The sequence below is a fragment of the Corynebacterium gerontici genome (genome assembly GCF_003813985.1).
GTDB lineage: Bacteria > Actinomycetota > Actinomycetes > Mycobacteriales > Mycobacteriaceae > Corynebacterium > Corynebacterium gerontici.
The window spans coordinates 2,119,601-2,145,315 of sequence record NZ_CP033897.1 but is presented as its reverse complement, the minus strand read 5'-3'; the positions used below and the strand labels follow the sequence as shown (position 1 = coordinate 2,145,315).

Sequence of the window (25,715 nt, the reverse complement as noted above, 5' to 3'; positions counted from 1 at the left end):
GAGGAAAGGCAAAGAATATGACTCAGCCAGATATGAACGAATTGATGCAGCAAGCAGCGCAGATGCAGGCGCAACTGAAGGCCGCTGAACAGGAGATTCTGGAGTCCACCGTCACCGGTACCGCAGGCAATGGCCTGGTCAGCATCGACCTCGGCGGCAACGGCGTGATGCGCAGCATCCACATTGATCACAAGATCGTGGATCCTGAAGACGTTGACACCTTGCAGGACCTCATCATGGGTGCATTCGCAGATGCGCACACCAAGCTTGGCGAACTCGCCGAGCAGAAAATGGGCCCGGTGCAGCAGATGTTCGACACCATGCCTGGTATGTTCTAAGTTTCACTTTGACGGCCGGCACGTCGCTGGCCGTTTTCTTTATGCCCGCAAAGAAAGGACCGCGCCGTGTTTGAAGGCCCGCTGCAGGATCTCATCGACGAATTTTCGCGCCTGCCCGGCGTTGGCCCGAAGTCCGCGCAGCGCATCGCCTTCCACCTCCTCCACGTCGAACCCACCGACATTCAACGCCTCCAAGACGCCCTCGGTGCGGTCCGCGATGGCGTGAGCTTCTGCCGTATCTGCTGCAACATCTCCCGCGCGGAAGTCTGCCGCATCTGTGCCGATTCCTCCCGCGACCGCGGCCTGATTTGCGTGGTCGAGGAACCCAAAGACATCCAGGTGATCGAACGCACCGGCGAATTCAACGGCCGCTACCACGTCCTCGGCGGCGCGCTGGACCCCCTCGCCAACGTCGGCCCCCGCGAGCTCAACATCACCCAGCTCCTGCAGCGCATCGGCGAAGTGGTCCAGGACCGCGAGCTCGCCGATTCCACCCCCGAACACCCGCTTTTCGACGCCCCACCGCGCATCACCGAAGTGATCATCGCCACCGACCCCAATACCGAAGGGGAGGCCACCGCCTCCTACTTGGCGCGTCTGCTGCGCGACTTCCCGGACCTCACCATCTCACGGCTCGCATCCGGCATGCCGCTGGGCGGCGACTTGGAATTCGTAGACGAGCTCACGCTTTCCCGCGCGCTCAGTGGCCGACTCACCCTTTAAGAAAACTCATCATTGTTGAATCCTGAATCATCATTGATCCTCTCGGATCATGAATGATGCTGAAGTTTTGGGGATTACCTGGTTGCTTCGCGAGTTCGGCAATGACTCCTAAAGAATCGAAGTGAAGGACGCATCCCGGGGGATGCCGGACACGATCGACGAGACGCTAGCCGCCTTCGCCAGTACTTCTGAAGGCGGCATGATCATCCTCGGTGTCGCTGAAAATGGCGGTGCATTCGATCTCCGTGGTGTGTGGGACGCGAAGGCCGCTGTGGATGCTTTAGGCAGTAAGGCGCGCAACAAAATTCGCCCTCCAATGCAGCTCGGCGCAGTTGAAGCTCACCAGATCGAAGGCGAAACTGTTATTACCTGCGTAATTCCGCCACAGCCGAGCGATTTCAAGCCTTTCAAGGTGGGCGATCGTGGTCGCGCCTACACACGCTCAGCCGATGGCGACTACCGGCTTTCTGCCCTGGAGTCGCTTCACCTTGTGGGCGCTGGCAAACAACCTCGTTACGATCGTGATCCCGTCTTGGAGGCAGACGTTGTGCGCGATCTGGAGTTGCTGGAATAGTACCTCGATGCACAATGGTCGAGCTCTCCGACGCTGCGCAGATCGAGCCGTGACGAGCAATTGTTGCCGACGAATGTGGTGGCGAATGAAGATGGTGCACCACCGTCGCCGCTGTCTATACCCTGGGCGTGCGCACCTCACCATCAAAGCTCATGTACAGCCTGGTCCAGGAAATGCGTCTGAGGTGCGCCTTATTGATTCGTGTAAATTTCACGGCCCCGCCCCCGATCTGCCGGAACTGCCTGCGGTTGCCATCCGCGAGTTGATTGCCAACGCCATTGTGCACCGTGATCTTTCAAACGCCAGCTTTGGTGCATTCACACAGGTTGTGAAGGCACCATCGAAGCTTATTTTGAGCAATCCCGGTGGACTTTGGGGCATCACGGAGCGCCAGCTAGGCAAGACGGGATATGTGCGCAACCCAGTGCTCTTAGACATGTGCTCGGCTTATTGGTCATCGCTTGATCGAGGCGCATGCACTGGTATTCCAGCAGCCCGGCAAGCGCTCGCCGAGGCATTCCTGCCAGAACCCTACCTCCGGGACAAAGTGGTGCAGTTCCAGGCAATCCTTACGCCCTTGTCGATCCTGAGCGCCGAGCAATTGCAGTGGCTCAACGAGATTCCGGGCGCCGCCACCCTCACCGCAGCACAGAAGCATGCGCTGGTCACAATGAAATCAGGCAAGCCGATGACCAACGCCACCTACCCCGGAATGTTCCCTATGGACTCAACGCAGGTGCGCAGCGAACTACAAGAATTGGTGCAATTTGGCCTGGCAGAGCTTAAAGGCACTGGCCGCGCGGTGGAGTACTACTACAAGATGGCGGGAGGTGAGCCGTTGCGTAAAGCCACAAGTTCTGGCGAGAAGAAGCACATTTCGATGCAAGAAAAGCAGCAGGGCATCCTTGGTGCCCTGGCTAGAGCCGATCGTTCATTGACGAAGCAACAGCTTCAAAATGAAACCGGGCTCAGCACCGATCAGCAAAAAGCAGCGGTACCGCCTAGCTTCGGCACACCGGCCAGATCCTGCCTAGCGCGTGCGCTCTTTGCGTAGCTGCGCCACAACCTCAATGTCCAGCGGTTCCAGCTCTGCCAGGGTGGTGCCCATCGCTTGGGCGAGTAGAAGGTCTGCGAGCTGTGGGTTGCGGGCAAGTGCCGGACCGTGCATGTACGTACAGATCACATTGCCCTGCACCACGCCCTCAACCCCTACTTGCTCGGGGGACTCGGAGGCGCCGAGGGCGTCGGTGTTGCCCACGCCCCGGGTGACGCGCCCCAGCGGGGAGGCGTCGGGGCCGAGGATGGTGGCGCCCATGTGGTTCTCAAAGCCGGTCAGTGGCTGATCCAGTGCTGCGGTGATCCCGGCACCGGTGGGGGAGGACTGCACCTCACCAATGGCGCGCTTTTCCAGGGAGACGGTGGTGGCGTCGATAAGCCCAACGCCCTCAACGATGCCCTCCGAGGCGCGGAAGCTGGTGCCCAAAACTTGCAGGCCAGCGCAAATGCCCAGGATGGGGCGGCCAGCGTTCGCGGCGCGGATCAGGCCGCCGTCTTTGCGGAGATGCTCGGAGGCAAGCACCTGTGCCGTGTCCTCGCCGCCGCCGACGCAGTAGACGTCGAGGGATTCGGGGACGGCCTCGCCAAGTTTGATCGGCTTGATTTCGGTGTCGATGCCGCGCATGCGAGCGCGTTGGCGAAGCACGAGAGCATTGCCGTCATCGCCGTAGGTGCCAAGGACGTCGGGCAGGATGAGTCCGATGGTGAGCATTTAAGCCTCCTTCTTGGCTTCGAGAGCGCGCTTAAGATCCCTAAACGCGGTGTAATTGGCCAGCACTTCCACCCGGCCGGGCGGGCACGCCTCGATGGCCTCCACAGGATCTTTGACCAGCTCATGCTGCACTGATGCGTAGGTGAGGCGCACGGCGAGGTCGGTGCCACGTTCACCGGAAGCCTTCACGGCGAGGGTTTCGAGCTCCTCAAATTTGACGTCCCACAGCCAGGACAAATCCTCACCATCAGCCACCTGGCCATTCACGGCGATCACCAAGCCATCGGCGCTGCGATCCACCATCGACAACGCCTCCTGCCAACCAGCGGGATTCTTCGCCAACAGCAGGTGAATCTCGTGCTCACCCAAGGTGATAGTGGAGTAGCGTCCAGCCACGTCATCGACAGTTTCCACCGCCGCCACAGCCTTATCCAGCGGCACCGAGAAACGCTCCACCGCCGCAGCTACAGCCTGGGTGGCATTGCCGCGGTTGGCATTGCCCGGCAGCGCCAAGTTCAGCGCCACGGGCTCGGCGTCGGCGCGGCGGATTCCCTGGGGCGTGATCTCCCACGTGGGCGTGGGGCGTCGGAACGTGCGGCCGTCGACAAGCTTCTTTACCGCATACCAATCCGAACCATCATGAACAATGTGGCCGCCAGTGCGCGGGCAGGAAACAGCATCGCCGAGCCATCCCGCGCCCGCAGAAACCCACACCACGTTCGGGGCGTCGTAGGCGACGGAGGTGATCAGCACATCATCGCAATTAGCAATCACCGTCATATCAGGATGAGCGTTCACGCATTCGCGCAGGGCGCGCTCAATCTTGTTGATCTCTCCCACACGATCCAACTGATCGCGCGAAAGATTCAGCAACACCAAGCACTGCGGATTCAGGCGCTCCGCCACCTTCGGCACATGCAACTCATCCACCTCAAGCACCACATGGGAAGCATCGCGGCCGGCCATGAGCGCGGAAATGATACCGGCGTCCATATTGTCGCCACCCTCATTCGTGGCCACCGTGTGCTCAGTGCGCAGCGCCGAAGCCAACATGCGAGTGGTTGTGGACTTGCCATTCGTGCCCGTGACCAGCGCAACCGGCCGCTCGCCGCCGAGGGAAACCATGATGTTCGGGTCGATCTTCTCCGCAATCAACCCGCCAATCATGCCACCAGAACCGCGACCCGTGGCGCGCGAAGCCTGAGTAGCGAGCTTTGCCGCAGCCACGGCCACAGCACTGCGAATCCGGCCAAATGACACAGAAGGTAACGTCATGCCGAGCAATTCTAGTCTTTCAAACGCTTGCCCGGCGCCACCTGCTCGCACGCCCGCAGAAACTCCTCGTCGCTGAGCAGCGGAATGCCCTTGCGGTCGCCGTGCATCGCTTTGCCCACCAGGTCTTCCCGCTTATTGCACACCACCACCGAAGTCTGGCGCGTCAGCTTCTCGTTATAAGCCAGGTTCTCGCGCACGGCAGCTTCGATGATGCGGTCCGGGTCCATGGCAATTTCGGGCGCCACCACCACTTCCATCCCCTGCACCAAGCCACGCTCGGGGGTGTACACGCCCGGATTTTCAAACTCTCGCGGCATATGGGTGGCATCAATGCGCAGGTCGGAGCGTTGCAGCCCGAACTTGTCCGCGCGCAGGTCCTCCGGGTTGTGCACCGCCAGAATCTGCCACGCGCGCTGCACAAAGAACATCCGGGCAATCATGAGCGTTTGCTCGCGGCTGGTCTCCGCCTCACTGAGTTTGGTGCGCGCCATGTTTGCCTTCGCGTCCGGCGCCTCAAGCCCCAGTTCCCGCGCCACGTTCAGCACGCGCGTGTCCGCAAATTGCAGCCCTTGCCTGCGCGCCGACGCCAACGTATCCACAATCTCCTTCGGCTGCGGCACATGCCCAACCCGCTGCCTGCGCTTTTGCCTACCACGCTGCCGATTCGCCCTAGCTGCCTCCGCCATCGCCCGCCTGGCCTCCGACACAATAAATCCCCACACACGCGGCGCGTTATGTACCAGAAGGACGCGCCCGTCAATCAGCTTGTCAACGCGCTTGAGCACCTCACCAAAACGTTTCCCCTGAGCAATCTCGTCCTCCCTTAACCCATGCAGATGATAGGGACCCGCATCCGAACCAGAATTGAGCACCACATGAAACTGCTCCACCTGCTCACCGTCCTTAGTAAACGTCACCGCGTCGATGCTGACCAGCTTGGAGGTAGAGGGATGAATGCCCGAGGACTGAATCGAAAGAGCCACATAAGGGGCGTGTTCGATAGCGGCTGTATTCAGCTTCGGTTTCGATCGCTTATTGCGTTGGTTGTGTGGCTCTTGCTGAGAAGTCTGCGCAACTTGATTCTGATTGTGGGAAGGGGGCGTATCGTTTTTGCCGTTCTGAACTGGTCTTTGAGGCTTTTCTCCAGCATTGCGTCTGGAGGTGGCGCGATCCCGCCTAGCGGTTGTGGGTTGAGCTTGGTTGCTACGAAAGCGTCTTCCGCGTCGGCGACGCTGACTTAGCTGCTGCGCCTGCTGTTCACTGCGTTGCCCATCACTCATGAACCCAGTCTATAAGGAGGGGAGTTTCGGACTTTACATCAGCTAACCCCGCTTGAGAGCTTTGATTAAATTTTCGGAGCAAAATGAGTTTTTTGGAAAACCTGCACCAGAGAGTGCCACTTTCCTAAAAACAGGACATTGATGTTGTTGGATTTGTAGCCAATTATGGGGGTGTTTACTGCTCAAAATCGGCCATAAATGCGAGAAAATCGATTACTTCCGGTAGAAAAACGAGTACTGGCGATTTAACCTGAAATTGTCCCCTCCTCGAAGCTCTAAGAAAGGTCGGATGTATGTCTAAGAGTTCAAGAAGGTTTGGCGTTCAGGCGATTGCCGCGATCACCGTGCCATCTCTAATGCTCGGTACCGGTGTCGCGTTTGCTCCCGTAGCAGGAGCCGTCGAATCCGAGCAGCCAACTGTCAGTGCTGCCCCGGCGGAAACAGTGGAAGATGTCCCCGCTGCTGATGCTGAAAGCGAAGTGCCAGCAGAAACCGCCGCTAACGATTCAGATTCAACGGAGCCTGCAGTCACGGAAACTGAACCTCAAGAATCAGCCGCTGCGGAAGAAGCACCAACGTCTGAAGTAACTCAACCCCCAACGTCCGACACTACTGAGGACGGCTCCTCTGACGAAGAAAAACCCCAGCCTACTCCGGTAAAAGTCGATCGAGTTCCTTCTCTTAGCACCAACGGCCCAACTACGTTTCCGGTAGGCACCCAGTTCTCACCCTCGGATCTCAATCCTGTTGCCATTGATCCAGAAGACGGCGACATCAGTGATCAGGTGGAGGTAGTCTCTAACAACGTCGACACGGTTCGTCCCGGCGAGTACCAAGTCGAGTTTGCAGTTTATGACAGCTTCGGTAATCGAGCTGCCCACACGGCATATGTCACCATCACGCCAAAACGTGAATTGAACAAAACTCCAAGCATTACGGTGAATGGTCCGACGACGTTCCCGGTTGGTACGAACTTCTCGCCAGATGACCTTTCGGTGAGTGCATCGGATCCTGAAGATGGCGACCTCACTGATCAACTTGAAATCATCTCTAACAACGTCAACACTGCTACCCCTGGTGATTACGAGGTCGTGTATGCGGTGACTGACAGTGCAGGGGCGCGCCATGAGCAGGTCATCCCGATCACTATTACTCCGAAGAAGAAACTCAATGAGGTTCCCGCGATCACGGTGAATGGTCCGACGACGTTCCCGGTTGGTACGAACTTCTCGCCAGATGACCTGGATGCCACAGCTTTCGACCCCGAAGACGGCGATCTCACAGACAAGATTGAAATCGTCTCAAATGACGTCGATACAGTTCGGCCCGGTGACTACACAGTGGTGCTAGCTGTCACCGATAGTGCAGGGGCGCGCCATGAACAGATCGTGCCGATCAAGATTGTCCCGAAAACAGTTGAGCTCAATGCCGCTCCAATCCTGAAGGCACCGGATAGTATCGAGATTGATCAAGGAACAGATTTCTCCGATCCGGTTGATGTTATCAAAGCTACAGCTCAGGACGAGGAGGACGGCGACCTCAGCGATAAGATTGAAGTTGTCTCCAATACGGTTGATCCCGATACACCGGGTAATTACCAGGTCGTACTTCGGGTCACAGACTCGGACGGCGCTTCCACTAAGAAAGCTGTGGATGTCCATGTAAAACCGAAGGATGAAAAAGAAGATTCTTCGGTTACGATCTTCGTTGCTACGGTCGTGAACCTACATATTGGCATCAACTTCGACGATCCTATCGCGGTTCTTCACGCGACTGCTTCTTCTAAGATTGACGGCAACCTCACTGGTTCCATTCAGGTGATCGCGAACGACGTCAACATTAACGTGGCTGGTACCTACCACGTTACTCTCGCGGTAACCGCTTCCAACGGCACCAAATCTGAGAAAACTGTGGAGGTGCTCGTACAGGACAAGGACGGAAAGGTTGTTTCATCCGACCACGTCTCAAAGTCTGACTCCAACAATCACGCGGTTGGAAATGACACCACGCATCAAAAACAAGACGCTGTCGCTAATCACTCCTCCTCTCGCAGCCTCGCAAACACCGGTGCTTCCGTTCTCGGCATTGTTGTAGCGGGTCTGGCGCTGGTCGGTGGTGGCCTCCTTCTCAGTCGTCGTCGTAAGCAGTCCTAATAACGCTGAGCGGATTGATTGACGTCGAGCCTTCTCTCCTTGCTTTTCTGGCGGCGAGAGAAGGCTCTTTGCTCTGTGTATCGATGCTTGCTGTAAACGGGATTTTTGGAACGAAGTCAACTGCGTTACAGGAATTTAAGACAATTCAGGGTGGGTCTTTGGAATCCTATTCCGAAGACCCACCCTGGTCTTTGAGCAACGGTCGAAGACTCAAATGAAAAGTCGCAGGATATTTATACCCCACCGGTGACGGCAGGTGCGGCGGCGGCGCGGTTGACGGCGCTGGTGACTGCCTGGAGGGAAGCGTAGGTGATTGACCCGGCGATGCCGACGCCCCAAGCGGGGGTGCCGGAGACGTCGGCAAGCACATAGGCGGCGGCCTCAGCATCGTCGCCGGCGCTGCGTGCGTGCTGGGAGTATTCCTGCACCTCAACGTCGATGCCCAAGGATTCCAGTGCATTGCAGTAGGCGGCCACGGGGCCGTTACCCACGCCGGAGATGTCCTTGGTGGCGCCTTGGAAGCGAACCTGTGCCTCAACTTCGGCGTGCTCGTCGCCGCGAACGGAGATCTTCAGGGCCTCCAGCGGTTCTGTCTTGTCCAGGTACTCGCTAGCGAAGATGTCCCACATATTCTTGGAGTTCACTTCGCCGCCTTCGCTGTCAGTGACGCGCTGCACCACGGAGGAGAATTCCACTTGCATGGGGCGGGGTAGTGCGATGCCGTGGTCGGTCTTCATGATGTAGGCAACGCCGCCCTTGCCAGATTGGCTGTTGACGCGGATAACGGCTTCGTAGTCGCGGCCGACGTCCTTGGGGTCGATAGGCAGGTAGGGCACTTCCCACACTTCGCTTTGGAGTTCGTCCCACGCCACGTCGGTGTGGGTGGCGCCGGGTCGTACTCGTGCCGCGAGGGCGTCGAGTCCCTTGTTCACGGCGTCTTGGTGCGAGCCGGAGAAGGCAGTGAACACCAAGTCGCCGCCGTAGGGGTGGCGTTCTGGGACGCGCAGTTGGTTGCAGTATTCGACGGTTCGGCGGATGTGGTTGATGTCGGAGAAGTCAATTTGTGGGTCGACGCCTTGGGTCAGCATGTTCAGGCCCAGAGTCACCAGGCACACGTTGCCGGTGCGCTCGCCGTTGCCGAACAGGCATCCTTCGATGCGGTCCGCGCCGGCCAGGTAGCCCAACTCGGCCGCTGCTACGCCAGTGCCGCGATCGTTGTGAGGGTGCAGGGACAAGATGATGGAGTCGCGACGAGCGAGGTTGCGGTGCATCCACTCGATGGAGTCCGCGTACACGTTGGGGGTGATCATTTCCACGGTGGAGGGCAGGTTGATGATGATGGGCTGCTCGGGGCTGGGGTCCATCACTTCGACCACGGCGTCGCACACTTCTTTGGCGTATTCCAGTTCGGTGCCGGTGTAGGACTCGGGGGAGTATTCCCAGCGCCAGTTGGTTCCGGGGTATTCGGTGGCCAAGTTTTTGATCAGACCGGCGGCGTCGGTGGCGAGCTTCTTCACTTCTTCGCGATTTTTTCTGAACACCACTTTGCGCTGCAGTTTTGAGGTGGAGTTGTAGAAGTGCACGATCACGTTTTTCGCCCCGGCGCAGGCTTCGAAGGTGCGGCGGATCAGGTGTTCGCGGGCCTGGACGAGCACTTGGATGGTCACATCTTCCGGGATCATGTCTTTTTCGATGATCTCGCGCACGAAGTCGAAGTCGGTTTGTGAGGCGGAGGGGAATCCCACCTCAATTTCCTTGTAGCCCATTTTGACCAGGAGTTGGAACATGCGCCGTTTGCGTTCGGGGCTCATTGGGTCGATGAGCGCTTGGTTGCCGTCGCGTAGGTCTACGGCGCACCATTGCGGCGCTACTTCGATTCTTTTGGACGGCCAGGTGCGGTCGGGCAGGTCTATTGGCTCGACTTCTTGGTGGAAGGGTTGGTAGCGTCGGGTGGCCATGGCAGAGCCGCGTTGTTTGTTCCAGGCTGCTTGGCCGGGGTTGAAGTCGCCTGCGGGGGTTTCGATGGAGCGGGGTGCGGAGAAGAAGGTGTCGGTGGGGCTCATGGTTTTTCCTTTGTTGTTGTTGAGCCGGCATGGGTTTCTCCGCGACGGGAGCCAGCTCAGTGCTGTGTTTGTGACCCGCCGCGGCGTCTAAGCAAGAGTTCCGCGCGTTGCATGCCTCACACACTAACACAAAAATGAGACGTGCAATCTCAAAAACAGCTTTTCGACGTTCCCCCGCCCCCAACAAGTACAGTGATCCCGTGACTTCGCGCCAGCTATTGCCAAAGGCGGCCTTGCTTTTCGCATTGACCGCCCTGCTGCGCCTCGGCCTGCTTTTGGCGATGAATCCGCAGCATGCAGTGGATTATCTGGGCAAGTGGGACGGTGAGCAGTACTCAGAAATTGCTCGCTTTGGCTATTTCAGCCCCGACGGTGTTCGGCCAGCGGATCCGGACACTTATGCACAACGCCTTGCATTCTTCCCGGGGTTCCCGGCACTCATCCGGTGTTGCTATTGGCTGCTGCACTGGATCCCCAGCGTGACCTATGTGGGTGTGGGTGTGGGGATTGCCTGCGTCGCGGGCATCCTCGCTACCTGGGGTTTTATGCGCCTGGCGTTGCCCGCTAGGCCCAGTGCCTCGGCGCTACTGCTGCTCGGCGCGCCCATGGCGATCACCATGCAGATGGCATATACGGAAAGCCTGTTCATGGCATGCGCCTTCTGGGCGTTGGTTTTCATGCGTGGGCGTCGTCTGCTCCCCGCGGCAATACTCGTGGCGGCGAGTGGCTTCTTGCGCTTGACTGCGGTGGATCTGTGGCTGGTGTTCGCCGCTTTGATCTTGGTGTATCAGCGCAAAACCTTCCGAAACTGGCTCCTGCTTATCGCTTCTGCCCTTCCCTTCGTGGCATACATACTTTGGGCGTCGGCACATTCGCGTGATCTTGGCGGCTACTTCGGCCTGCAGAAGCGCGGCTGGAACTCAGGCGTGGACTTTGGCAAGGCCACCGTGGAGTGGATTTTCACCTGGCACAGCAACTTTGGCTACATCATCAGTTCGGTGGTGATGGTCGGCGCGGCAGTTGCCGTGGTGTTGGGTGCGTGGTGGGTTTATCGCGGGCATTTGGAGTGGTTCGTGTGGTTTTTCGGTGCCGCGATCACGGCGAATGTGCTGCTTTCTGATGGCATCATGCACTCTCGACCTCGCCTCCTCCTGCCAGCCATCGTGCTGCTCATCCCACTTGCGCGTCGCATACCAACGTGGGGGATGTTGGCGTGGACCTTGGCTGGCGTGCTCGTATCCGCCTACATGGTGGGCATTTTTACTTGGGCTATTTAGCCCCTTTGCGCGATAGCGCGATGGTGGACACGATCATGGTGGCAAGAGCCGCGGCCATGAAAATCCAGTTGAGGCCGCTGACCTGGAATTTTTCTCCAAGCACCACGTACCCGAGGGCGAAGGCGACGATGGGTTCCACGATGGTCATGGCGGGCAGCGAATTCTTCAACGCTCCTGCGTTGAAGGCGTATTGCTGCACCACTGTGCCAATGATCGCACCGGCTAGGAGTGTGTAGCCTTCCCAGGCGGTAAGCAGGGCAACAAGTCCCTCGTGCGTCACAATATCCACGGTGGCCTTGGAGAGCACGGCAACATAGCCATAGATGCCGCCAGTCACCACGCCAAGCCACAGTGCCTTTTCATTTCTAATCTGGCGCCGCCCGTAGCGCTCCAGAGTTACCAAGACGATCACGCCAATACTCATCGCGGGAATCCAGCGCTCCAAGGGTGGCTGCGGATCACCAGCCTCGGGGTTTCCGAGGATCACTAGCACCGCCACCGCCACGGTGAGGGCAAATGCCCACAGTAGCTCATCGGCTGGAATACGGCGGCCTTCGAAACGGGCGGATAGTGGCAGGGTGAACATCAGTGAAAGCACGAGGATCGGCTGGACAACCAGCAGTGTGCCGAAGCCAAGAGCCACAACCTGCAAGCCGTAACCCGCCAGGGCGAGGAAGGTGCCCGCCCACCAGGCGGGGCGTCGAATAGCTTGTATGAAGGGGGAATCGGAGTTTTCGGCAATGCGGTGGCGAACCACGGTGCCCCAAGCGATGGTGAGTGCTGAGAGGAGCGCGAAGAACATCGCCGCGAGATTGCCAAACATTGCCATAACTATAACGGGGCTTGGGGGTGCTGCCTGGCTCACACGCGCCGGTGGGCTGTAAACTATTGCCCGACATTCATTAGGGAAAGAGAGGGCGGCGCCTGTGGCTCTGGTCGTACAAAAATACGGTGGTTCCTCGCTGGAATCCCCCGAACGAATCCGCAGCGTAGCTGAACGCATTGTTGCCACGAAAAAGAAGGGCAACGACGTTGTCGTGGTGTGCTCCGCGATGGGTGACACCACCGATGATCTGCTCGATCTCGCTGCTGCGGTGAATCCTGTTCCACCGGCCAGGGAGATGGACATGCTCCTCACCGCTGGAGAACGCATTTCGAACGCCTTGGTTGCCATGGCGATCGAATCCTTTGGTGCTAAGGCGCAGTCTTTTACTGGCTCGCAGGCAGGTGTGATCACGACTGAGCGCCACGGCAACGCGCGTATCGTGGACGTCACACCGGAGCGCGTCCGTGAAGCTCTGGATGAAGGCAAGATTTGCCTGGTCGCAGGGTTCCAGGGCGTGAATCGTGAGTCGCGTGACGTCACCACCTTAGGCCGTGGAGGCTCGGACACCACCGCCGTGGCACTGGCTGCCGCGCTGGACGCGGACGTGTGTGAGATCTACTCGGATGTCGATGGTGTGTACACCGCTGATCCGCGCATCGTGCCAAACGCACAAAAGCTCGACCAGTTGTGTTTCGAAGAAATGCTTGAGCTGGCTGCGGTTGGTTCGAAAATTTTGGTTCTACGCAGCGTCGAGTACGCTCGCGCCTTTGGCGTTCCGCTGCGCGTCCGTTCGTCGTATAGCAATGACCCCGGCACCCTGGTGGCCGGATCTATGGAGGAAATTCCTGTGGAAGAAGCAGTACTCGCTGGTGTAGCCACCGATAAGTCCGAAGCAAAGATCACCGTCCTGGGCATCCCGGATTCTCCCGGCGCTGCCGCCGACGTGTTCCGCGCGCTTGCCGACGCTGAGATCAACATCGACATGGTGCTGCAAAACATCTCCTCCCTGGAGGACAACCGCACCGACATCACCTTCACCTGCCCGCGCACCGACGGCCCGCGCGCCATGGAACTGCTGCGCAACCTGCAGGCAAAGAACGACTGGCAAAACGTCGTGTACGACGATCAGATTGGCAAGGTGTCGCTGGTGGGCGCGGGCATGAAGTCCCACCCCGGCGTCACCGCAATCTTCTGCGAGGCGCTGCGCGATGCCGGTATCAACATTGAGCTCATCTCCACCTCGGAAATCCGCATTTCTGTGCTGATCCGCGAAGCCGATGTGGATGAGGCAACCCGCGTGCTCCACGAGGCATTTGAGCTCGGTGGGGAGACCGAGGCAACCGTGTACGCAGGCACCGGCCGCTAATCACCTTCGAAGTTAGGAACCTTTCACCATGACCACCGTTGCAGTAGTAGGGGCCACCGGCCAGGTTGGTCGCGTTATGCGCGCCCTGCTGGAAGATCGAGCATTTCCGCTCGACACTGTCCGTTTCTTCTCCTCTCCTCGTTCCGCTGGGACCACGCTGACCTTCAAGGACGAAGAAGTAGAGGTTGAGGACCTCACCCAGCAGACAGTGGAAAGCTTGCAGGGCATCGATATTGCGCTGTTCTCCGCCGGTGGTTCCACCTCCAAGGAGTGGGCACCGGTGTTTGCTCAAGCGGGGGCCACGGTGGTGGACAATTCCTCGGCATGGCGCAAGGACGACGAGGTTCCGCTGGTGGTGTCTGAGGTGAACCCCGATGAGGCGCGTCACCCACAGAAGGGCATCATTGCGAACCCGAACTGCACCACTATGGCCGCGATGCCCGTGCTGAAGCCTCTGCATGAGGAGGCCGGATTGGTGCGCCTGCACGTTTCCTCCTACCAAGCGGTATCTGGCTCCGGCCTGGCCGGTGTGGAGACGTTGGCGAAGCAGACTGCCGAAATTGGCGACCGCGACGTTGAGCTCACCCACGATGGCGCATTGATGGATCCTGAGGATCTCGGTCCCTACGTCAAGCCCATCGCTTTCAATGCGCTGCCTTTTGCGGGCAACCTTGTGGACGACGGCTCCAACGAGACGGACGAGGAGCAGAAGCTGCGCAATGAGTCCCGCAAGATCCTCAACATCCCAGACCTGAAGGTGGCTGGTACCTGCGTGCGCATCCCCGTGTTCACTGGCCACACGCTCACGATTCACGCCGAATTCGATCGCCCCATCACCCCCGAGCGCGCCAAGGAGATCTTGGGTCACGCTGAGGGTGTGAAGCTTGTCGACGTTCCCACGCCACTCGACGCCGCCGGCATCGATCCTTCGCTGGTGGGCCGCATCCGCCAGGATCAGTCCGTCGACGATAATCGCGGTCTAGTCCTCGTGGTTGCAGGCGATAACCTGCGCAAGGGCGCGGCTCTGAACACGATTCAGATTGCTGAGCTGTTGGTCTAAAACAGCAAACAACGGGGCGGGCAGCGATCCATGCACTGCCCGCCCCGTAGTGATTTAGCGGCTATACGGTGAAACCATAAGCCTGACCGATGGTGCCAAGAATGGTCTTGACAATCGCAACAGCGAACTGAGCTGCATCCTGGTCAAAGTAACCGGGGAACGGTGCGGGTCCAACCTCCATGGTCGAAATCCTTTCAACATAGTTAGGCGATCGTGATTGTCGCTTCGGGGTCGTTGTAGTTTGTCCATGCGGCAAGCGGAGGCACTCGCTTGCACTGCAAGACGCAGTTGGGATCCTGCTTCTTGGGGCGCCCGTCCTGGCGAACATCATTGGCGCTGTACACCGTGGGGACTGCGACGATGCGTTCACCCGACTGTGCCCGGTTAGGAACACGAACCTTCAATTTGATGTGCAGTTTGCCATCTTCAGTAGCGCGGTACGTGAGCCACGTGTACACGCCCCAGTCCTGGCCACTGCCTGCTTCACGCAGCGTTACTCGAACCGTGTAATAGAGTCCGGGCGTGAAACCGGAGGCTTCTGCCCTGACCCACGCCTCGGTGATGACTCCCGGCGGCACCTCCAGATCGTGTGAGCCTTCGAGGGAAGTGAACGACACGCTATCGACGCGTCCTTCAGCGTGCGAAGGATCCACGGGAACCTCAATGACCTTCGTCGGGTCCCACCAGGGCCGACCATCCGTGGAAGAAATGAGGGGATCAAATGTTGCCGCAGAAGCGGTGGGGGTGATCACAGCCATTGCGGAGATCATGGCTGCGGTTGCGAGCAGTGGCTTTTTCATCTGGACGTCTCCTTCAAACGAGGGCGAGGGTGGTGTTAGACCACACCGGTTGCGAATCCGAGCATCGCCACTGCGGCGTCTACGAGGTGTGGCCCAATTTCTTGGAACCAGTGGAATACCGGGGTGGGATCTTGGGTCGGATCAAGCGGGACATTTTCCATTGGGTATTCAGTTGCGCCCATGGTGTGCTCCTAGAGGGGTGAAGGGGATGAGTTAGACAACCTTGCCAACGAAGCCGAGGATGGCAGCGACGAGGTCAACGGCCTTGCCGAAGAAGTTGGTGACGTTGTCGGGGCTGATCTGAGAAGAGAATGCGTCAGCACCAGCGGTGGAGGAACCACCCTGCGCAGGAGCCTCAGGGGTGGCAGGCTCAGCCGGGGTCTCGGTAGCAGGCTCTTCGGTGGCGGGAGTGGTGGGCTCAACCGGGGTGGTGTCCTCGGCGGGATCAGCGACGGCGACGGCTGCGGTGTCTGCAGGGGCGGTAGTGGCCTCTTCAGCGTGTGCGGTGTTGGCAAAGCCGGCACCTGCGACGGATACAGCAGCGGTGAGCAATGCAGCGCTTGCGAACTTCTGAATCTTCATGACGTCTCCTAAAAGGTTGAGGGAAATGTTCACGCCTCCAAAACAACTGAAAGTGAAATTCAGGAGTGCGTGGCATTGAGTATAAAATCAATTTTGAAACTTACGCAATAGGTTCGGGCGTAAATCTTCGATCCGCTTTCACATTTTCGCCTCATTTTCCGGCAAGGGTCGCCTAAGTTGCCAGGTCAAAGCCATTAAACGGCCCAAAGTGAACTTTACATAAACCATTGTTCCGGAAAATAAACCGTTCGATTTTGTGTGAGGAGTCACCAATTTGGAAATACTGCATATATTTATGAAATGCTTCCCTTGCAAAATATGCAGCACAGGCCCAGGCGCGGCGGACAATTGACGTGACACGGATCTTCAAACTTTAGGTTGAGCTCTGCTAATGGATGCCAATTTTTAGAAAACAAAAGCACAATCAATCCACGCTTCGATTGCCATGGAAAGAGAAAAAATATTGAATATGTGCCTCGATCGCGCAATATTTCCCCGCGTTACATCATTGAGAAACGGGGGTAATGAGTGGGGGTGATTAGTTGCCGAAGCGCCGCTCGTTGTCGGGGTTTTGGGACGCCTCGATGAGCTCCTTGCGGGCGCGCGCGACGCGGCTGCGGATGGTGCCAACGCGCACGTCGGCAATCTTGGCGGCTTCCTCGTAGGTGTAGCCGAGCACTTGCGTCAAGATCAGCGCCTCACGCTGCTGTTCGGGCAGGTTTTCAATCAGGATGCGAACATCTACCCACTCGGACCAGCGGGAATCGGAGCCCGGGGTGCGCTCGAAATCTTCCACTTCGGCGGCCGATTTCCGCGGCCTGGCCATGTCGTGGCGAATATTGTCCACCCATACGCGACGTGCGAGAGAAAGGAGCCAGGTGCGAGCGGATGAGCGCGCCGCAAAGCGGGGCAGTGACTTCATCACGCGCAAGTAGGTTTCTTGGGTTAAATCGTCGGCAATGCCGGGTCCTCCCAAATGGGCGAGCAGGCGCCAGACATCTCCCTGGGTTGCTTTAATGAACTCCGTTAGTGCAGCGCGGTCGCCGCGACCAGCGCGAAGCGCTAGGGTCGTGACGGCATCATCGTGCTGCTGTTTGTTGGGGTTCATGGTGCCTGTGAGTTTAGCAGTAGAACTTCCGGTGGATTTCGCTGTAGGGGAAAGGGCGGGGGGACGTCGAAAAGCTAGCAGAAGCCTTGGGATTTGATGTGAATGTCACCTGAGGCCTTGAAGCGCCGGTTAATCATATGTAGGCTATCAATCAACGAACAATCCATAGGAAAACCTTAGGAGGGCCTTCCCTATGTCCCAGAACGAACAATCAGTAGCCGATCAAATCCTGGCGAAGGGCGAGCGCACGGGTAATGCCAGCCACACCACCCGCGCCGGCGGTCAAGTTGTGCCCAGCGAAAACGTTTCCATCACTGCGGGTCCGCAAGGTCCCAACGTGCTCAATGACCTCCACTTGATTGAAAAGCTTGCGCACTTCAACCGCGAGCGCGTGCCGGAGCGCAACCCCCACGCCAAGGGCCACGGCGCTTTTGGTGAACTGCACATCATCGAGGATGTATCCAAGTATACCAAGGCCAAGCTCTTCCAAAAGGGCGCCGTCACCCCGATGGCTGCCCGCTTCTCCACCGTCGCCGGTGAGCAGGGTTCGCCCGATACCTGGCGTGACGTGCACGGATTCGCCCTGCGTTTTTGGACCGAGGACGGCAACTACGACATCGTCGGCAACAACACCCCCACCTTCTTCCTGCGTGACGGCATCAAGTTCCCCGACTTCATCCACTCGCAGAAGCGCCTTGGTGCCAATGGCCTGCGCGACGCTGACATGCAGTGGGACTTCTGGACCCGCACCCCTGAATCCGCACACCAGGTGACCTACCTGATGACGGATCGCGGCACCCCGAAGACCTCGCGCCACCAGGACGGCTTTGGTTCCCACACCTTCCAGTGGATCAACGAGGAAGGCACCCCCGTCTGGATCAAGTACCACTTCAAGTCTCGCCAGGGTTGGGATTGCTTCACCGACGCCGAGGCCGAGGAGATGGCAGGCAAGAACGCCGACTACCAGCGCGAAGACCTCTTCAACGCCATCGAGCGCGGCGATTACCCCATCTGGGACGTCAAGGTGCAGATCATGCCCCACGACGAGGCTGAAAACTACCGCTGGAACCCCTTCGACCTGACCAAGACTTGGTCGCAGAAGGATTATCCGCTTATCGACGTCGGGTACTTCATCCTCAACCGCAACCCCAAGAACTTCTTCGCCCAAATCGAGCAGCTTGCGCTCGACCCGGCGAACTTGGTGCCAGGCGTGGGCCTCTCGCCCGACCGCATGCTCATGGCTCGCGCCTTCGCGTATGCCGATGCGCAGCGCGCCCGCATTGGTGCTAACTACCAGCAGCTTCCGATCAACCGCCCGCTGACTCCGGTGAACACCTACAGTCACGAGGGGCACATGGCTTTCGAGTTCAACCCCGCCGACGCCCCCACCTACAGCCCCAATCGCTTTGATAAGGGCGCGGGCTACCTGGACAACGGCGAAACCTCGAACTCCGGCGAAACCTTCGGCCAAGCCCACGACCTGTTCGTGAACCCGGATCCGCACGGCACCGACCTGGTGCGCGCCGCCTACGTGCAGCACCCCGAGGATGATGACTTCATCCAGCCCGGCATCCTTTACCGCGAAGTGCTCGATGACACCCAGCGCGAGCACCTGGTGGAGAACATCACCAACGCCATGCAGGGCGTTTCCCCCGAAACCGAGGAGCGCTGCTACTGGTACTGGAGCCAGGTTGATGAAAACCTCGGCGCCGAAGTCAAGCGCGTCTTCGCTTCCAAGAAGTAACTAGCCGCACGTGAACCCCGCAGCCCTTGGTTGCGGGGTCTTTGCTTGGGTGGGGGAACCCGCCCCGCTGTATTCTCATGCTCGTGCGGTCCACCTCATTTGATCCCGCCATCCAAATGGCACATGATTCTGCGCTTCGTTCCATTGCGCGAGTTGTAGAAGAAACTACCGAGCCCACCTCACCGGCGCAGGCACTTTCGGCCATCGCGGAACAGCTCCGCCAAGGTGGGGTCATGGTGATCACCGGCGCGGGCGTGAGCACTGAATCGGGCATTCCCGATTATCGCGGTCCGCGCGGTTCCTTGTCCCGGCATCGCCCCATGACCTACCAAGAGTTCCGGCACGACGTCGAAGCCCTGCAGCGCTATTGGGCGCGCAGCTTCGTAGGTTGGCGTCATCTGGATCGGGCCCAGCCAAACCGCACCCACTTTGCGCTTGTAGAACTCGAGCGCGCCGGACATATCTGCGGTGTAGTCACTCAAAACGTCGATGGCCTTCATGCAGCGGTCGGCAGCGAGCATCTCATCGCACTTCATGGGGATCTTGCCCGCGTGGTGTGCCTCAACTGCGGGGCAAAAGAAGAGCGCCACCACCTTGACCAGCGCATTGAGCAAGCAAATCCCAACTATCTGCAGCGCATCGAGCTGGACCCGGCGATGGTCAATCCGGATGGCGATGTCACCCTCAGCCAGCAGCAGGTGAGCACCTTCAAGCTCGTCGGATGTCAGCAGTGCGGTTCCGAATTGCTCAAACCGGACGTGGTGTACTTCGGTGAGCCGGTGCCCCGGCAACGCCGTGAACAGGCCGCAGCTCTGCTCGCATCATCTCGGTCCGTGTTGGTTGCGGGTTCATCCCTTGCGGTGATGAGCGGTTATCGCTTCGTGCTCGACGCCCTTAAGCAGGGCAAGGAAGTCTCAGTGATTAACGGCGGCCCTGGCCGCGCCGATGCGCGGGTGCATACGCTGTGGCGGGCCCAGGTGGGACCCGCCTTTGATGCGCTGCTGGACGAGCTTTCCCTATAGCCTCGCCTGTGCACTTTCCCGTGGCAATCTGCCTTTCGCCTGCTAGAACTGCTGCACTTCGCCACGGGAAGCGGCTTGCAACGCGCCACTACCCCCGCGGCAGCGTCGGGAAAGCGGTAGGTGGGGCGCCGAAAGCAGGGGCTAGGCAAACCTAAGACACTCGTGTAGGGTCTGGTTACCGTAGCCTAAGTTAAGTCCCATATATCTAGAAGGAGCGAAATGCGCCGTCTCGTTGCCGCCGGCCTCGCAGCCGCCCTCACCCTCACCGCCTGCTCGAGCGGCGAAGAGGGCTTTGATCAGAAGTCTGACGATGTGGTCAATGTGTACTCCTCGCGCCACTATGACGTGGACAAAGAGGTGTACAAGATGTTTGAGGAGGAAACCGGCCTCAAGCTCAACGTCGTGGAGGGCAAGGGCGATGAGCTGGTAGAGCGCATCACACGCGAGAAGAACAAGCCGCAGGCAGACGTGCTACTCACCGTCGGCGCGGAATCCCTGTACCCGCTGCACGAGGCGGACGCGCTTGAGGATGCAATGAGCGACACGATTGAATCGAACATCCCCGAGCAGTACCGCGGCGACTACTGGATGGGCATCACTTCCCGTGCCCGCGTGATCGCTTACAACAAGGATCACGTGGATCCGGAGAAAATCAAGACTTACGAGGACATCACCAAGCCCGAGTGGAAGGATCAGATCCTCGTTCGCCCTTCCAGCTCCTCTTATAACCAGGCGCTGCTGGCCTCCTTCATCCAAAACGATGGGGAAGACGAAGCGAAGCAGTGGGCGCAGGGCGTTGTAGACAACTTCGCGCGTGAACCTAAGGGCAATGACATTGACCAGGCCAAGGCAGTTGCCGCTGGCGAGGGTGATCTGGCGATCATGAACTCCTACTACTGGGCGCGCATGGCTAAGTCCTCTGACCCTAACGAAGCGAAGGTGGCTGAAAAGGTCGGCCTTATCTTCCCCGAAAACACCCACCTGAACATCTCCTACGGCGCGATGCTCAAGGGTGCGAAGCACAAGGAGAACGCCATCAAGCTGCTGGAATTCCTCTCTAGCGAGAAGATCCAGGAACTCTATGCCCAAGAAAACGGCGAGTTTCCGCTGAACCCCAAGGCGCCGCTGCCTGAGGTACAGAAGTCCTGGGGCGAGTTCTCCAAGCAGAAGATCAACTACGAGGAGCTGGGCAAGTATCGCGACGACGCCACCAAGCTTTTCGACGAAGTCGGCTGGAAGTAACCACCGCCTCACCCCATAGCTCTGCCCTCGAAAGAAGCGCGCAACTTTTATGACATCACGTCGAGTCTGGACCACGATCACCGCGATCGTGGTCTTGCTCATGCTCACCCCCCTCGCGGGCATCCTCGCCGGGCTTTTCGCCCCGGCCACTGACGCTTGGCATCACATCGTGGATACTCTGTTGGCCGGCTATATCCGGGGCACGTTGAAGCTGGTGGTGGCTGTGGTGACGCTGAGCGTGATCGTCGCCTCCGCTTTGGCGTGGTGGGTCACCGCATATGAATTTCCCGGCCGACGTCTGCTGTCTTTGGGGCTGGTGTTGCCGCTTGCGATCCCGCCCTATATCGGCGCCTACACCTATGTGGCGATGACGGGCTACACCGGCTGGATTCAGGTGGGGCTGCGCAACCTCGGTGTGGAACTCGCACCGGGCAGTTTCGACCTGCTCACGCCCTTCGGCGCGGTGCTGATGTTCACGCTCTTTCTGTACCCGTACATCTTTTTGGTGCTGCGCGCATTCCTTTCCCGCGAGGTGGGGCACCTGCTGGAGGCCGCCCGCATGTCGGGCGCCAGCCCGCTGCGCGCATATTTCACGGTGATTTTGCCACTCACGCGCAATGCGGTGGTCGCCGGCGCTACCTTGGTGGCTTTTGAGGTGCTTTCTGATTATGGCCTCGCCTCCTACTTTGGCCTGGAAGTGTTCACCACCGCGATTTTCAAGAGCTGGTTGGGCCTTGGTGATATGGCCTCGGCGCTGAAACTCGCCGCGATTCTGCTGTTGGTGGTCACGCTCCTTTCTGCGGGCGAGAAGGCCCTGCGCGGTCCTCGTTCGGCGGCGGTGGGCGTGCGTGCGCGTCCGATGCAGCGCATGCAACTGCGTGGCCCAGCAAAAATCTTCGTGCCGCTTGCTGCATGGTCTGTGCTGGCATTCGCCCTGCTCATCCCGGTGCTCCAGATGATCTACTGGGCGATCGTCTCTCTGCCCAATATTCGCTTTGAGGGTCTGCTGCAAACCTTGGGCACGTCGGTGTCGGTGGCGCTAGCCGGTGCGCTGGCCACTACCGTGTGTGCGCTGATCGTGGCCCAAACGCAGCGCCTCTGGCCTGGCAAACTGACCAAGACTTTCGCGCGCATCACGGTGATGGGATACTCGGTGCCCTCCACCGTCATTGCCCTTGCCATTCTTTCCGTTGGTGTGTGGTTGGACACCAACCTTGGCACCTCACTTACGGCAACGCCCGCCATCATCGTGGTGGCGTACCTGATTCGCTACCTCGCGGTGAGTATGCAATCGGTGGAGTCTGGCTTTGAGCGCGTTGGTATCCGCGCCCACGAGTCCGCACGCCTGCTGGGCTCCGGCCCCTTGCGCGCCACCGCCACCGTGGACGTGCCCATGATCCGCAGCGCGCTCATCGGCGCGTTCCTGCTGGCGTTTATCGACATGATGAAGGAACTGCCCATCGTGTTGATCCTGCGCCCCTTCAACTTCGCCACCCTGTCCACCCGCGTTTTCGAGTATGCCAACGACGAGATGATCCCCGAATCCTCCCTGTCGAGCCTGCTCATTATCGGTATTGCCATGATCCCCATCGCGCTGATCGTGGCACGCCAATCCCAGGAGAACACCAATGTCTAGCATCAAGCTTGTCGACGTCACGTTCCGCTACCCCCACGCCACCTGCGACCAGCTCGCGCACTTCAACCTCAATGTGGCTCCGCGGAGCTGCACCGCATTGCTCGGCCCCTCCGGCTGCGCCAAGACGACGGTGCTCAGGCTCATCGCTGGTCTTGAACGCCCCGCAGCGGGCGAGGTGTACGTGGGGGATGTGTGCGTGGCTTCGTCGGAAAGCTTTGAAGCGCCCGAAACGCGCGGGATTGGCCTGGTGTTTCAGGACTACGCGCTCTTCCCGCACATGACGGTGCAGCGCAACGTGGAATACGGCCTGCGCGGCATGGGGCGCAGCGAACGCAAGCAACGCGTCGCCGAAACCCTGGACATGGTAGGACTCAGCAACCTGGCGGGCCGCTACCCGCACCAACTCTCCGGCGGCCAGCAGCAGCGTGTCGCGCTCGCACGTGCACTGGCTCCAAGGCCCAAGGTGCTGCTGCTTGACGAGCCCTTCTCGAACCTCGACGCCAACCTGCGCCAACAGGTGCGTGAAGAAGTCCGCGAGCTGCTAGAACGAGCGGGAGTGACCAGCGTGCTCGTCACCCACGACGCTGCTGACGCCCAAGCTCTCGCCACCGACGTCGTGCGTATGCAACCCTCTTTCGACGCGCCTGTCTGCCCGGCGGCGTAAACGCGGCCACACGCACCCAACCACCTGCTGGACCAACCACCAGCAGGCAATACCTGCGGCCAAGGACACCACGATGCCCAGCCAAGGGCTTTCGATGCGCGCCAAAATATCGAACTGCAAAATGTAGCTATACAGTGAAGCGGCTGCCAATAGGCCCAGTGGAGCCAGGGCCCAGCGGGGCACGCGCACCTGCGGCACCCACAGCAAAAGCCCGGCGCCTGCAACCACATAGAGCCACTGCCACGGGGTGGCGAACATGCCCCACGCCGGGATGGCGCACAGTAGCCACGCCAAGACCTGCTGCGCCCTCGAGAGGGCATTACGCAACAGCACGCCCACGGCAATCAACCACATCGCTCCCAAAGGCCCGTGGCGCAAGTGGTCCGGATCGAACACTGCCACCAGATAGCGCGGCACCAGGAGCAAACCCAGCAGTACCAGCGAAGCGGCAAAAGCATCCCGGGCATACAAACGCCACCAAGCGGGCACACAGGAAATTGCCGTCACGACGACCATGCCCACCAGATACGTCTCGATGAACCAGAACAGCCAGGTAGATCCAGGGCTCTCCCACAACCATTCCACGAGGAACACATTGGACCAGCCATAGGTGCCGGTAATCAACACGCCAATCAAGGCCACCAGTGCAGTGGGCAGCCCCACAGCCAAACACGTGCGCGCAACCCTTGCCACACGCGCGCGCCGTGAAGGCAACCCGAAGGCAAAAGACGCCAGTTGATAGCCCGCCACCAGCAATAACGTGTGCGCGCCGCCCAGCAATTGCAGTACTTTCGCATGATTGAACACAATGGTCAGTGCCGCAAACGCACGTAACACCATCGACATATCCGCGCGCGCTCCACCTGAAGAACCCAAAATCTGCTCCAGTGGCACATGATGCCAATTCGGTGGCAACGCATGGCGGCGACCCAAAAGGGACGCGGCGGCGACGTGGTTGAGGGAAGTGCCGCCGTTTTCCACGAAAGACTTCCGCACATCCACATCTTCTAGATATATGCCTAGAAGGTGGGCGAGTTTGGGCAAGGTTTCGGCCCCAGCCCATTGCTTATCGACGATCCCCGCCGCCTTCCGCTTGTCCGGCTTCCCATTGGGAAGCAGCGGCAGCGCCTTGGTGGTGGCGGTGCGCACGTGGGCGCCGTCGAGCCCGGTGGCGCGGATGAGTGTGCGGGTATCGGTTGTGGTGTCGCGCGTGGCGAGGATGCGCACGGCCTCGTCATCGCCGGTGACGATGGCATGGACGCCTTCTTGGTTGAGGCGTTCCTGAATTTGGGGCAGGGAGATGCGTAGGCCGGCGATCTTGAGGAAGTCGTTGCGGCGGCCTTCGATAAAAACGACCCCGTTTTGGATCCGACCTAAATCGCCGGTGCGAAGTTCGGTGATCATGCGGCCGAGGGCAAGGTCGTCTTGGCTCATGGCGTACCCGAGCATCACACCGGGGCCGGTGAAGACGAGTTCGCCATCGCGCACTTCCATGGTTGAGCCGCGGATGACGCGCCCGACGCTGCGTGGGTCTTCCAGCGTGGTGGACGGCGGAGTGATGGTCATGCGTGCACTGGCCTCGGTTTGGCCGTACATCATGGAAAAAGCAATCCCTTGCTTGCCCAGGCGTTGCGACCAGATTTGTGCTGCTTGGGCATCCAATTTGCCGCCGGCTTGGTAAAGCAGGCGTAGGTGTTGTGGTGCCGGATCCAAAGTAGGGTTACTTTGGGCGAGCTGCAGCATGTGAGGCACCACGCCGAAGTTGGTGACGCCGAAGTGGGCGAGGTTTGTATGGAGGTCTGTGTCGGCGATGCTCCATTCGCCCACTGCCACGGCGGCGCCGAGGCGCAGGTGGGTGTGGAGGACGGAGAGGCCGAAGGAGTAGTGCAGAGGGAGGAGGGTGGCGGCGACGTCGAAAGGTTCAAGGCCCAAGCCGTCGATGATGGCTTCGGCGTTGCTGATGAGGTTTTCGGCTGACAGGCGCACCAGTTTGCTGGAGCCAGTAGACCCGGAGGTGCTCAGAAGGACGGTGAGCTCAGGATGCAGCTCGATCGGGTCGCGGTGTAAAGTAACCACGGTTTTACCGCGCATCACCGCGTTGGGGCGATAGGGGGCGCTGGCATCATCCCCGGCCAGCAGCGCCACGTGGCCTGCCTCTAGCACGGAGAGATAACCGATGATCGCCTCGACGCTGCGCTCAAAGGGCACTTGCAC

22 protein-coding genes and 1 pseudogene are annotated in these 25,715 nt (G+C 59.4%); 13 read left to right on the top strand and 10 right to left on the bottom strand.

Going from position 1 to position 25,715, the window contains the following annotated elements; all coding sequences use genetic code 11:
• Positions 1-17: 17 nt before the first annotated feature.
• From CGERO_RS10095 to CGERO_RS10080, 4 genes are all read left to right on the top strand, one after another.
• On the top strand, positions 18-338 hold the full coding sequence (locus CGERO_RS10095) for a YbaB/EbfC family nucleoid-associated protein (protein WP_123935594.1): 321 nt from the start codon (positions 18-20) through the stop codon (positions 336-338).
• A 66-nt stretch (positions 339-404) separates the two neighbouring features.
• Complete coding sequence (gene recR / locus CGERO_RS10090) at positions 405-1,061, top strand: recombination mediator RecR (protein WP_123935592.1); 657 nt, start codon at positions 405-407, stop codon at positions 1,059-1,061.
• A 121-nt stretch (positions 1,062-1,182) separates the two neighbouring features.
• Positions 1,183-1,635, top strand: a complete 453-nt coding sequence (locus tag CGERO_RS10085) for an AlbA family DNA-binding domain-containing protein (protein WP_123935590.1) — start codon at positions 1,183-1,185, stop codon at positions 1,633-1,635.
• An 85-nt stretch (positions 1,636-1,720) separates the two neighbouring features.
• Complete coding sequence (locus CGERO_RS10080; protein ID WP_164470305.1) at positions 1,721-2,689, top strand: ATP-binding protein; 969 nt, start codon at positions 1,721-1,723, stop codon at positions 2,687-2,689.
• Here the strand turns inward: CGERO_RS10080 and CGERO_RS10075 are convergent.
• Genes CGERO_RS10075 through CGERO_RS10065 form a run of 3 tightly spaced genes read right to left on the bottom strand, consistent with a single transcriptional unit; the run spans position 2,666 to position 5,958 of the window.
• Positions 2,666-3,403, bottom strand: coding sequence for a type 1 glutamine amidotransferase (locus CGERO_RS10075; protein ID WP_123935586.1), 738 nt, complete (start codon positions 3,401-3,403; stop codon positions 2,666-2,668). The two genes, CGERO_RS10080 and CGERO_RS10075, sit on opposite strands and share 24 nt — an antisense overlap.
• Positions 3,404-4,678: a Mur ligase family protein gene (locus CGERO_RS10070; protein WP_123935584.1), complete on the bottom strand. Its 1,275-nt coding sequence runs from the start codon at positions 4,676-4,678 to the stop codon at positions 3,404-3,406.
• Positions 4,679-4,689: 11 nt separating this feature from the next.
• Positions 4,690-5,958 carry a DNA polymerase III subunit epsilon gene (locus CGERO_RS10065; protein WP_245998829.1) on the bottom strand — a complete coding sequence of 423 codons (1,269 nt, stop codon included), beginning with the start codon at positions 5,956-5,958 and terminating at the stop codon, positions 4,690-4,692.
• Positions 5,959-6,251: 293 nt separating this feature from the next.
• Here CGERO_RS10065 and CGERO_RS10060 point away from each other — a divergent pair, with 293 nt between their 5' ends.
• On the top strand, positions 6,252-8,111 hold the full coding sequence (locus CGERO_RS10060; RefSeq protein WP_123935582.1) for an immunoglobulin-like domain-containing protein: 1,860 nt from the start codon (positions 6,252-6,254) through the stop codon (positions 8,109-8,111).
• A 233-nt stretch (positions 8,112-8,344) separates the two neighbouring features.
• Here the strand turns inward: CGERO_RS10060 and leuA are convergent, their stop codons facing one another.
• On the bottom strand, positions 8,345-10,069 hold the full coding sequence (gene leuA / locus CGERO_RS10055) for a 2-isopropylmalate synthase (protein WP_377017611.1): 1,725 nt from the start codon (positions 10,067-10,069) through the stop codon (positions 8,345-8,347).
• A gap of 305 nt (positions 10,070-10,374) precedes the next feature.
• On the opposite strand from leuA, the gene CGERO_RS10050 reads away from it, so the two are divergent.
• Positions 10,375-11,451, top strand: a complete 1,077-nt coding sequence (locus tag CGERO_RS10050; RefSeq protein WP_123935578.1) for a hypothetical protein — start codon at positions 10,375-10,377, stop codon at positions 11,449-11,451.
• Here CGERO_RS10050 and CGERO_RS10045 read toward each other — a convergent pair.
• Positions 11,444-12,274, bottom strand: a complete 831-nt coding sequence (locus CGERO_RS10045) for a DMT family transporter (RefSeq protein WP_123935576.1) — start codon at positions 12,272-12,274, stop codon at positions 11,444-11,446. The genes CGERO_RS10050 and CGERO_RS10045 overlap by 8 nt on opposite strands.
• 103 nt (positions 12,275-12,377) lie before the next feature.
• On the opposite strand from CGERO_RS10045, the gene CGERO_RS10040 reads away from it, so the two are divergent.
• Together CGERO_RS10040 and CGERO_RS10035 are read left to right on the top strand one after the other, a co-directional pair.
• Positions 12,378-13,643 carry an aspartate kinase gene (locus CGERO_RS10040; RefSeq protein ID WP_123935574.1) on the top strand — a complete coding sequence of 422 codons (1,266 nt, stop codon included), beginning with the start codon at positions 12,378-12,380 and terminating at the stop codon, positions 13,641-13,643.
• A gap of 28 nt (positions 13,644-13,671) precedes the next feature.
• A complete protein-coding gene (locus tag CGERO_RS10035; protein ID WP_123935572.1) occupies positions 13,672-14,703 on the top strand; it encodes an aspartate-semialdehyde dehydrogenase in 1,032 nt (343 codons plus the stop codon).
• A 203-nt stretch (positions 14,704-14,906) separates the two neighbouring features.
• Here the strand turns inward: CGERO_RS10035 and CGERO_RS10030 are convergent, their stop codons facing one another.
• The 4 genes from CGERO_RS10030 to CGERO_RS10020 all read right to left on the bottom strand — a co-directional run bounded on the left by CGERO_RS10030 (position 14,907) and on the right by CGERO_RS10020 (position 17,193).
• Entirely contained in the window at positions 14,907-15,503 is a 597-nt protein-coding gene (locus CGERO_RS10030) for a hypothetical protein (protein WP_123935570.1), read from the bottom strand.
• Between the two features lie 35 nt (positions 15,504-15,538).
• Positions 15,539-15,685: a hypothetical protein gene (locus tag CGERO_RS10705; RefSeq protein WP_164470304.1), complete on the bottom strand. Its 147-nt coding sequence runs from the start codon at positions 15,683-15,685 to the stop codon at positions 15,539-15,541.
• Positions 15,686-15,716: 31 nt separating this feature from the next.
• Positions 15,717-16,085 (bottom strand): hypothetical protein, encoded by a 369-nt coding sequence (locus CGERO_RS10025; RefSeq protein ID WP_123935568.1) that lies wholly within the window; start codon positions 16,083-16,085, stop codon positions 15,717-15,719.
• Positions 16,086-16,623: 538 nt separating this feature from the next.
• On the bottom strand, positions 16,624-17,193 hold the full coding sequence (locus CGERO_RS10020; RefSeq protein WP_123935566.1) for an RNA polymerase sigma factor: 570 nt from the start codon (positions 17,191-17,193) through the stop codon (positions 16,624-16,626).
• 193 nt (positions 17,194-17,386) lie between these two features.
• Here CGERO_RS10020 and CGERO_RS10015 point away from each other — a divergent pair, with 193 nt between their 5' ends.
• From CGERO_RS10015 to CGERO_RS09995, 5 genes are all read left to right on the top strand, one after another.
• Positions 17,387-18,937 carry a catalase gene (locus CGERO_RS10015; protein ID WP_123935564.1) on the top strand — a complete coding sequence of 517 codons (1,551 nt, stop codon included), beginning with the start codon at positions 17,387-17,389 and terminating at the stop codon, positions 18,935-18,937.
• Between the two features lie 116 nt (positions 18,938-19,053).
• Positions 19,054-19,959, top strand: coding sequence for a Sir2 family NAD-dependent protein deacetylase (locus tag CGERO_RS10010; protein WP_377017608.1), 906 nt, complete (start codon positions 19,054-19,056; stop codon positions 19,957-19,959).
• Positions 19,960-20,178: 219 nt separating this feature from the next.
• On the top strand, positions 20,179-21,201 hold the full coding sequence (locus tag CGERO_RS10005; RefSeq protein WP_123935560.1) for a Fe(3+) ABC transporter substrate-binding protein: 1,023 nt from the start codon (positions 20,179-20,181) through the stop codon (positions 21,199-21,201).
• A gap of 49 nt (positions 21,202-21,250) precedes the next feature.
• Complete coding sequence (locus tag CGERO_RS10000) at positions 21,251-22,837, top strand: ABC transporter permease (protein WP_123935558.1); 1,587 nt, start codon at positions 21,251-21,253, stop codon at positions 22,835-22,837.
• Complete coding sequence (locus CGERO_RS09995; RefSeq protein ID WP_123935556.1) at positions 22,830-23,501, top strand: ABC transporter ATP-binding protein; 672 nt, start codon at positions 22,830-22,832, stop codon at positions 23,499-23,501. Before CGERO_RS10000 ends, CGERO_RS09995 begins: the two co-directional genes overlap by 8 nt.
• Positions 23,502-24,950: 1,449 nt before the next feature.
• On the opposite strand, the pseudogene CGERO_RS10795 reads toward CGERO_RS09995, so the two are convergent.
• Positions 24,951-25,592 (bottom strand): annotated as a pseudogene (locus CGERO_RS10795) (AMP-binding protein); the annotation flags it as partial.
• Positions 25,593-25,715: the final 123 nt, after the last annotated feature.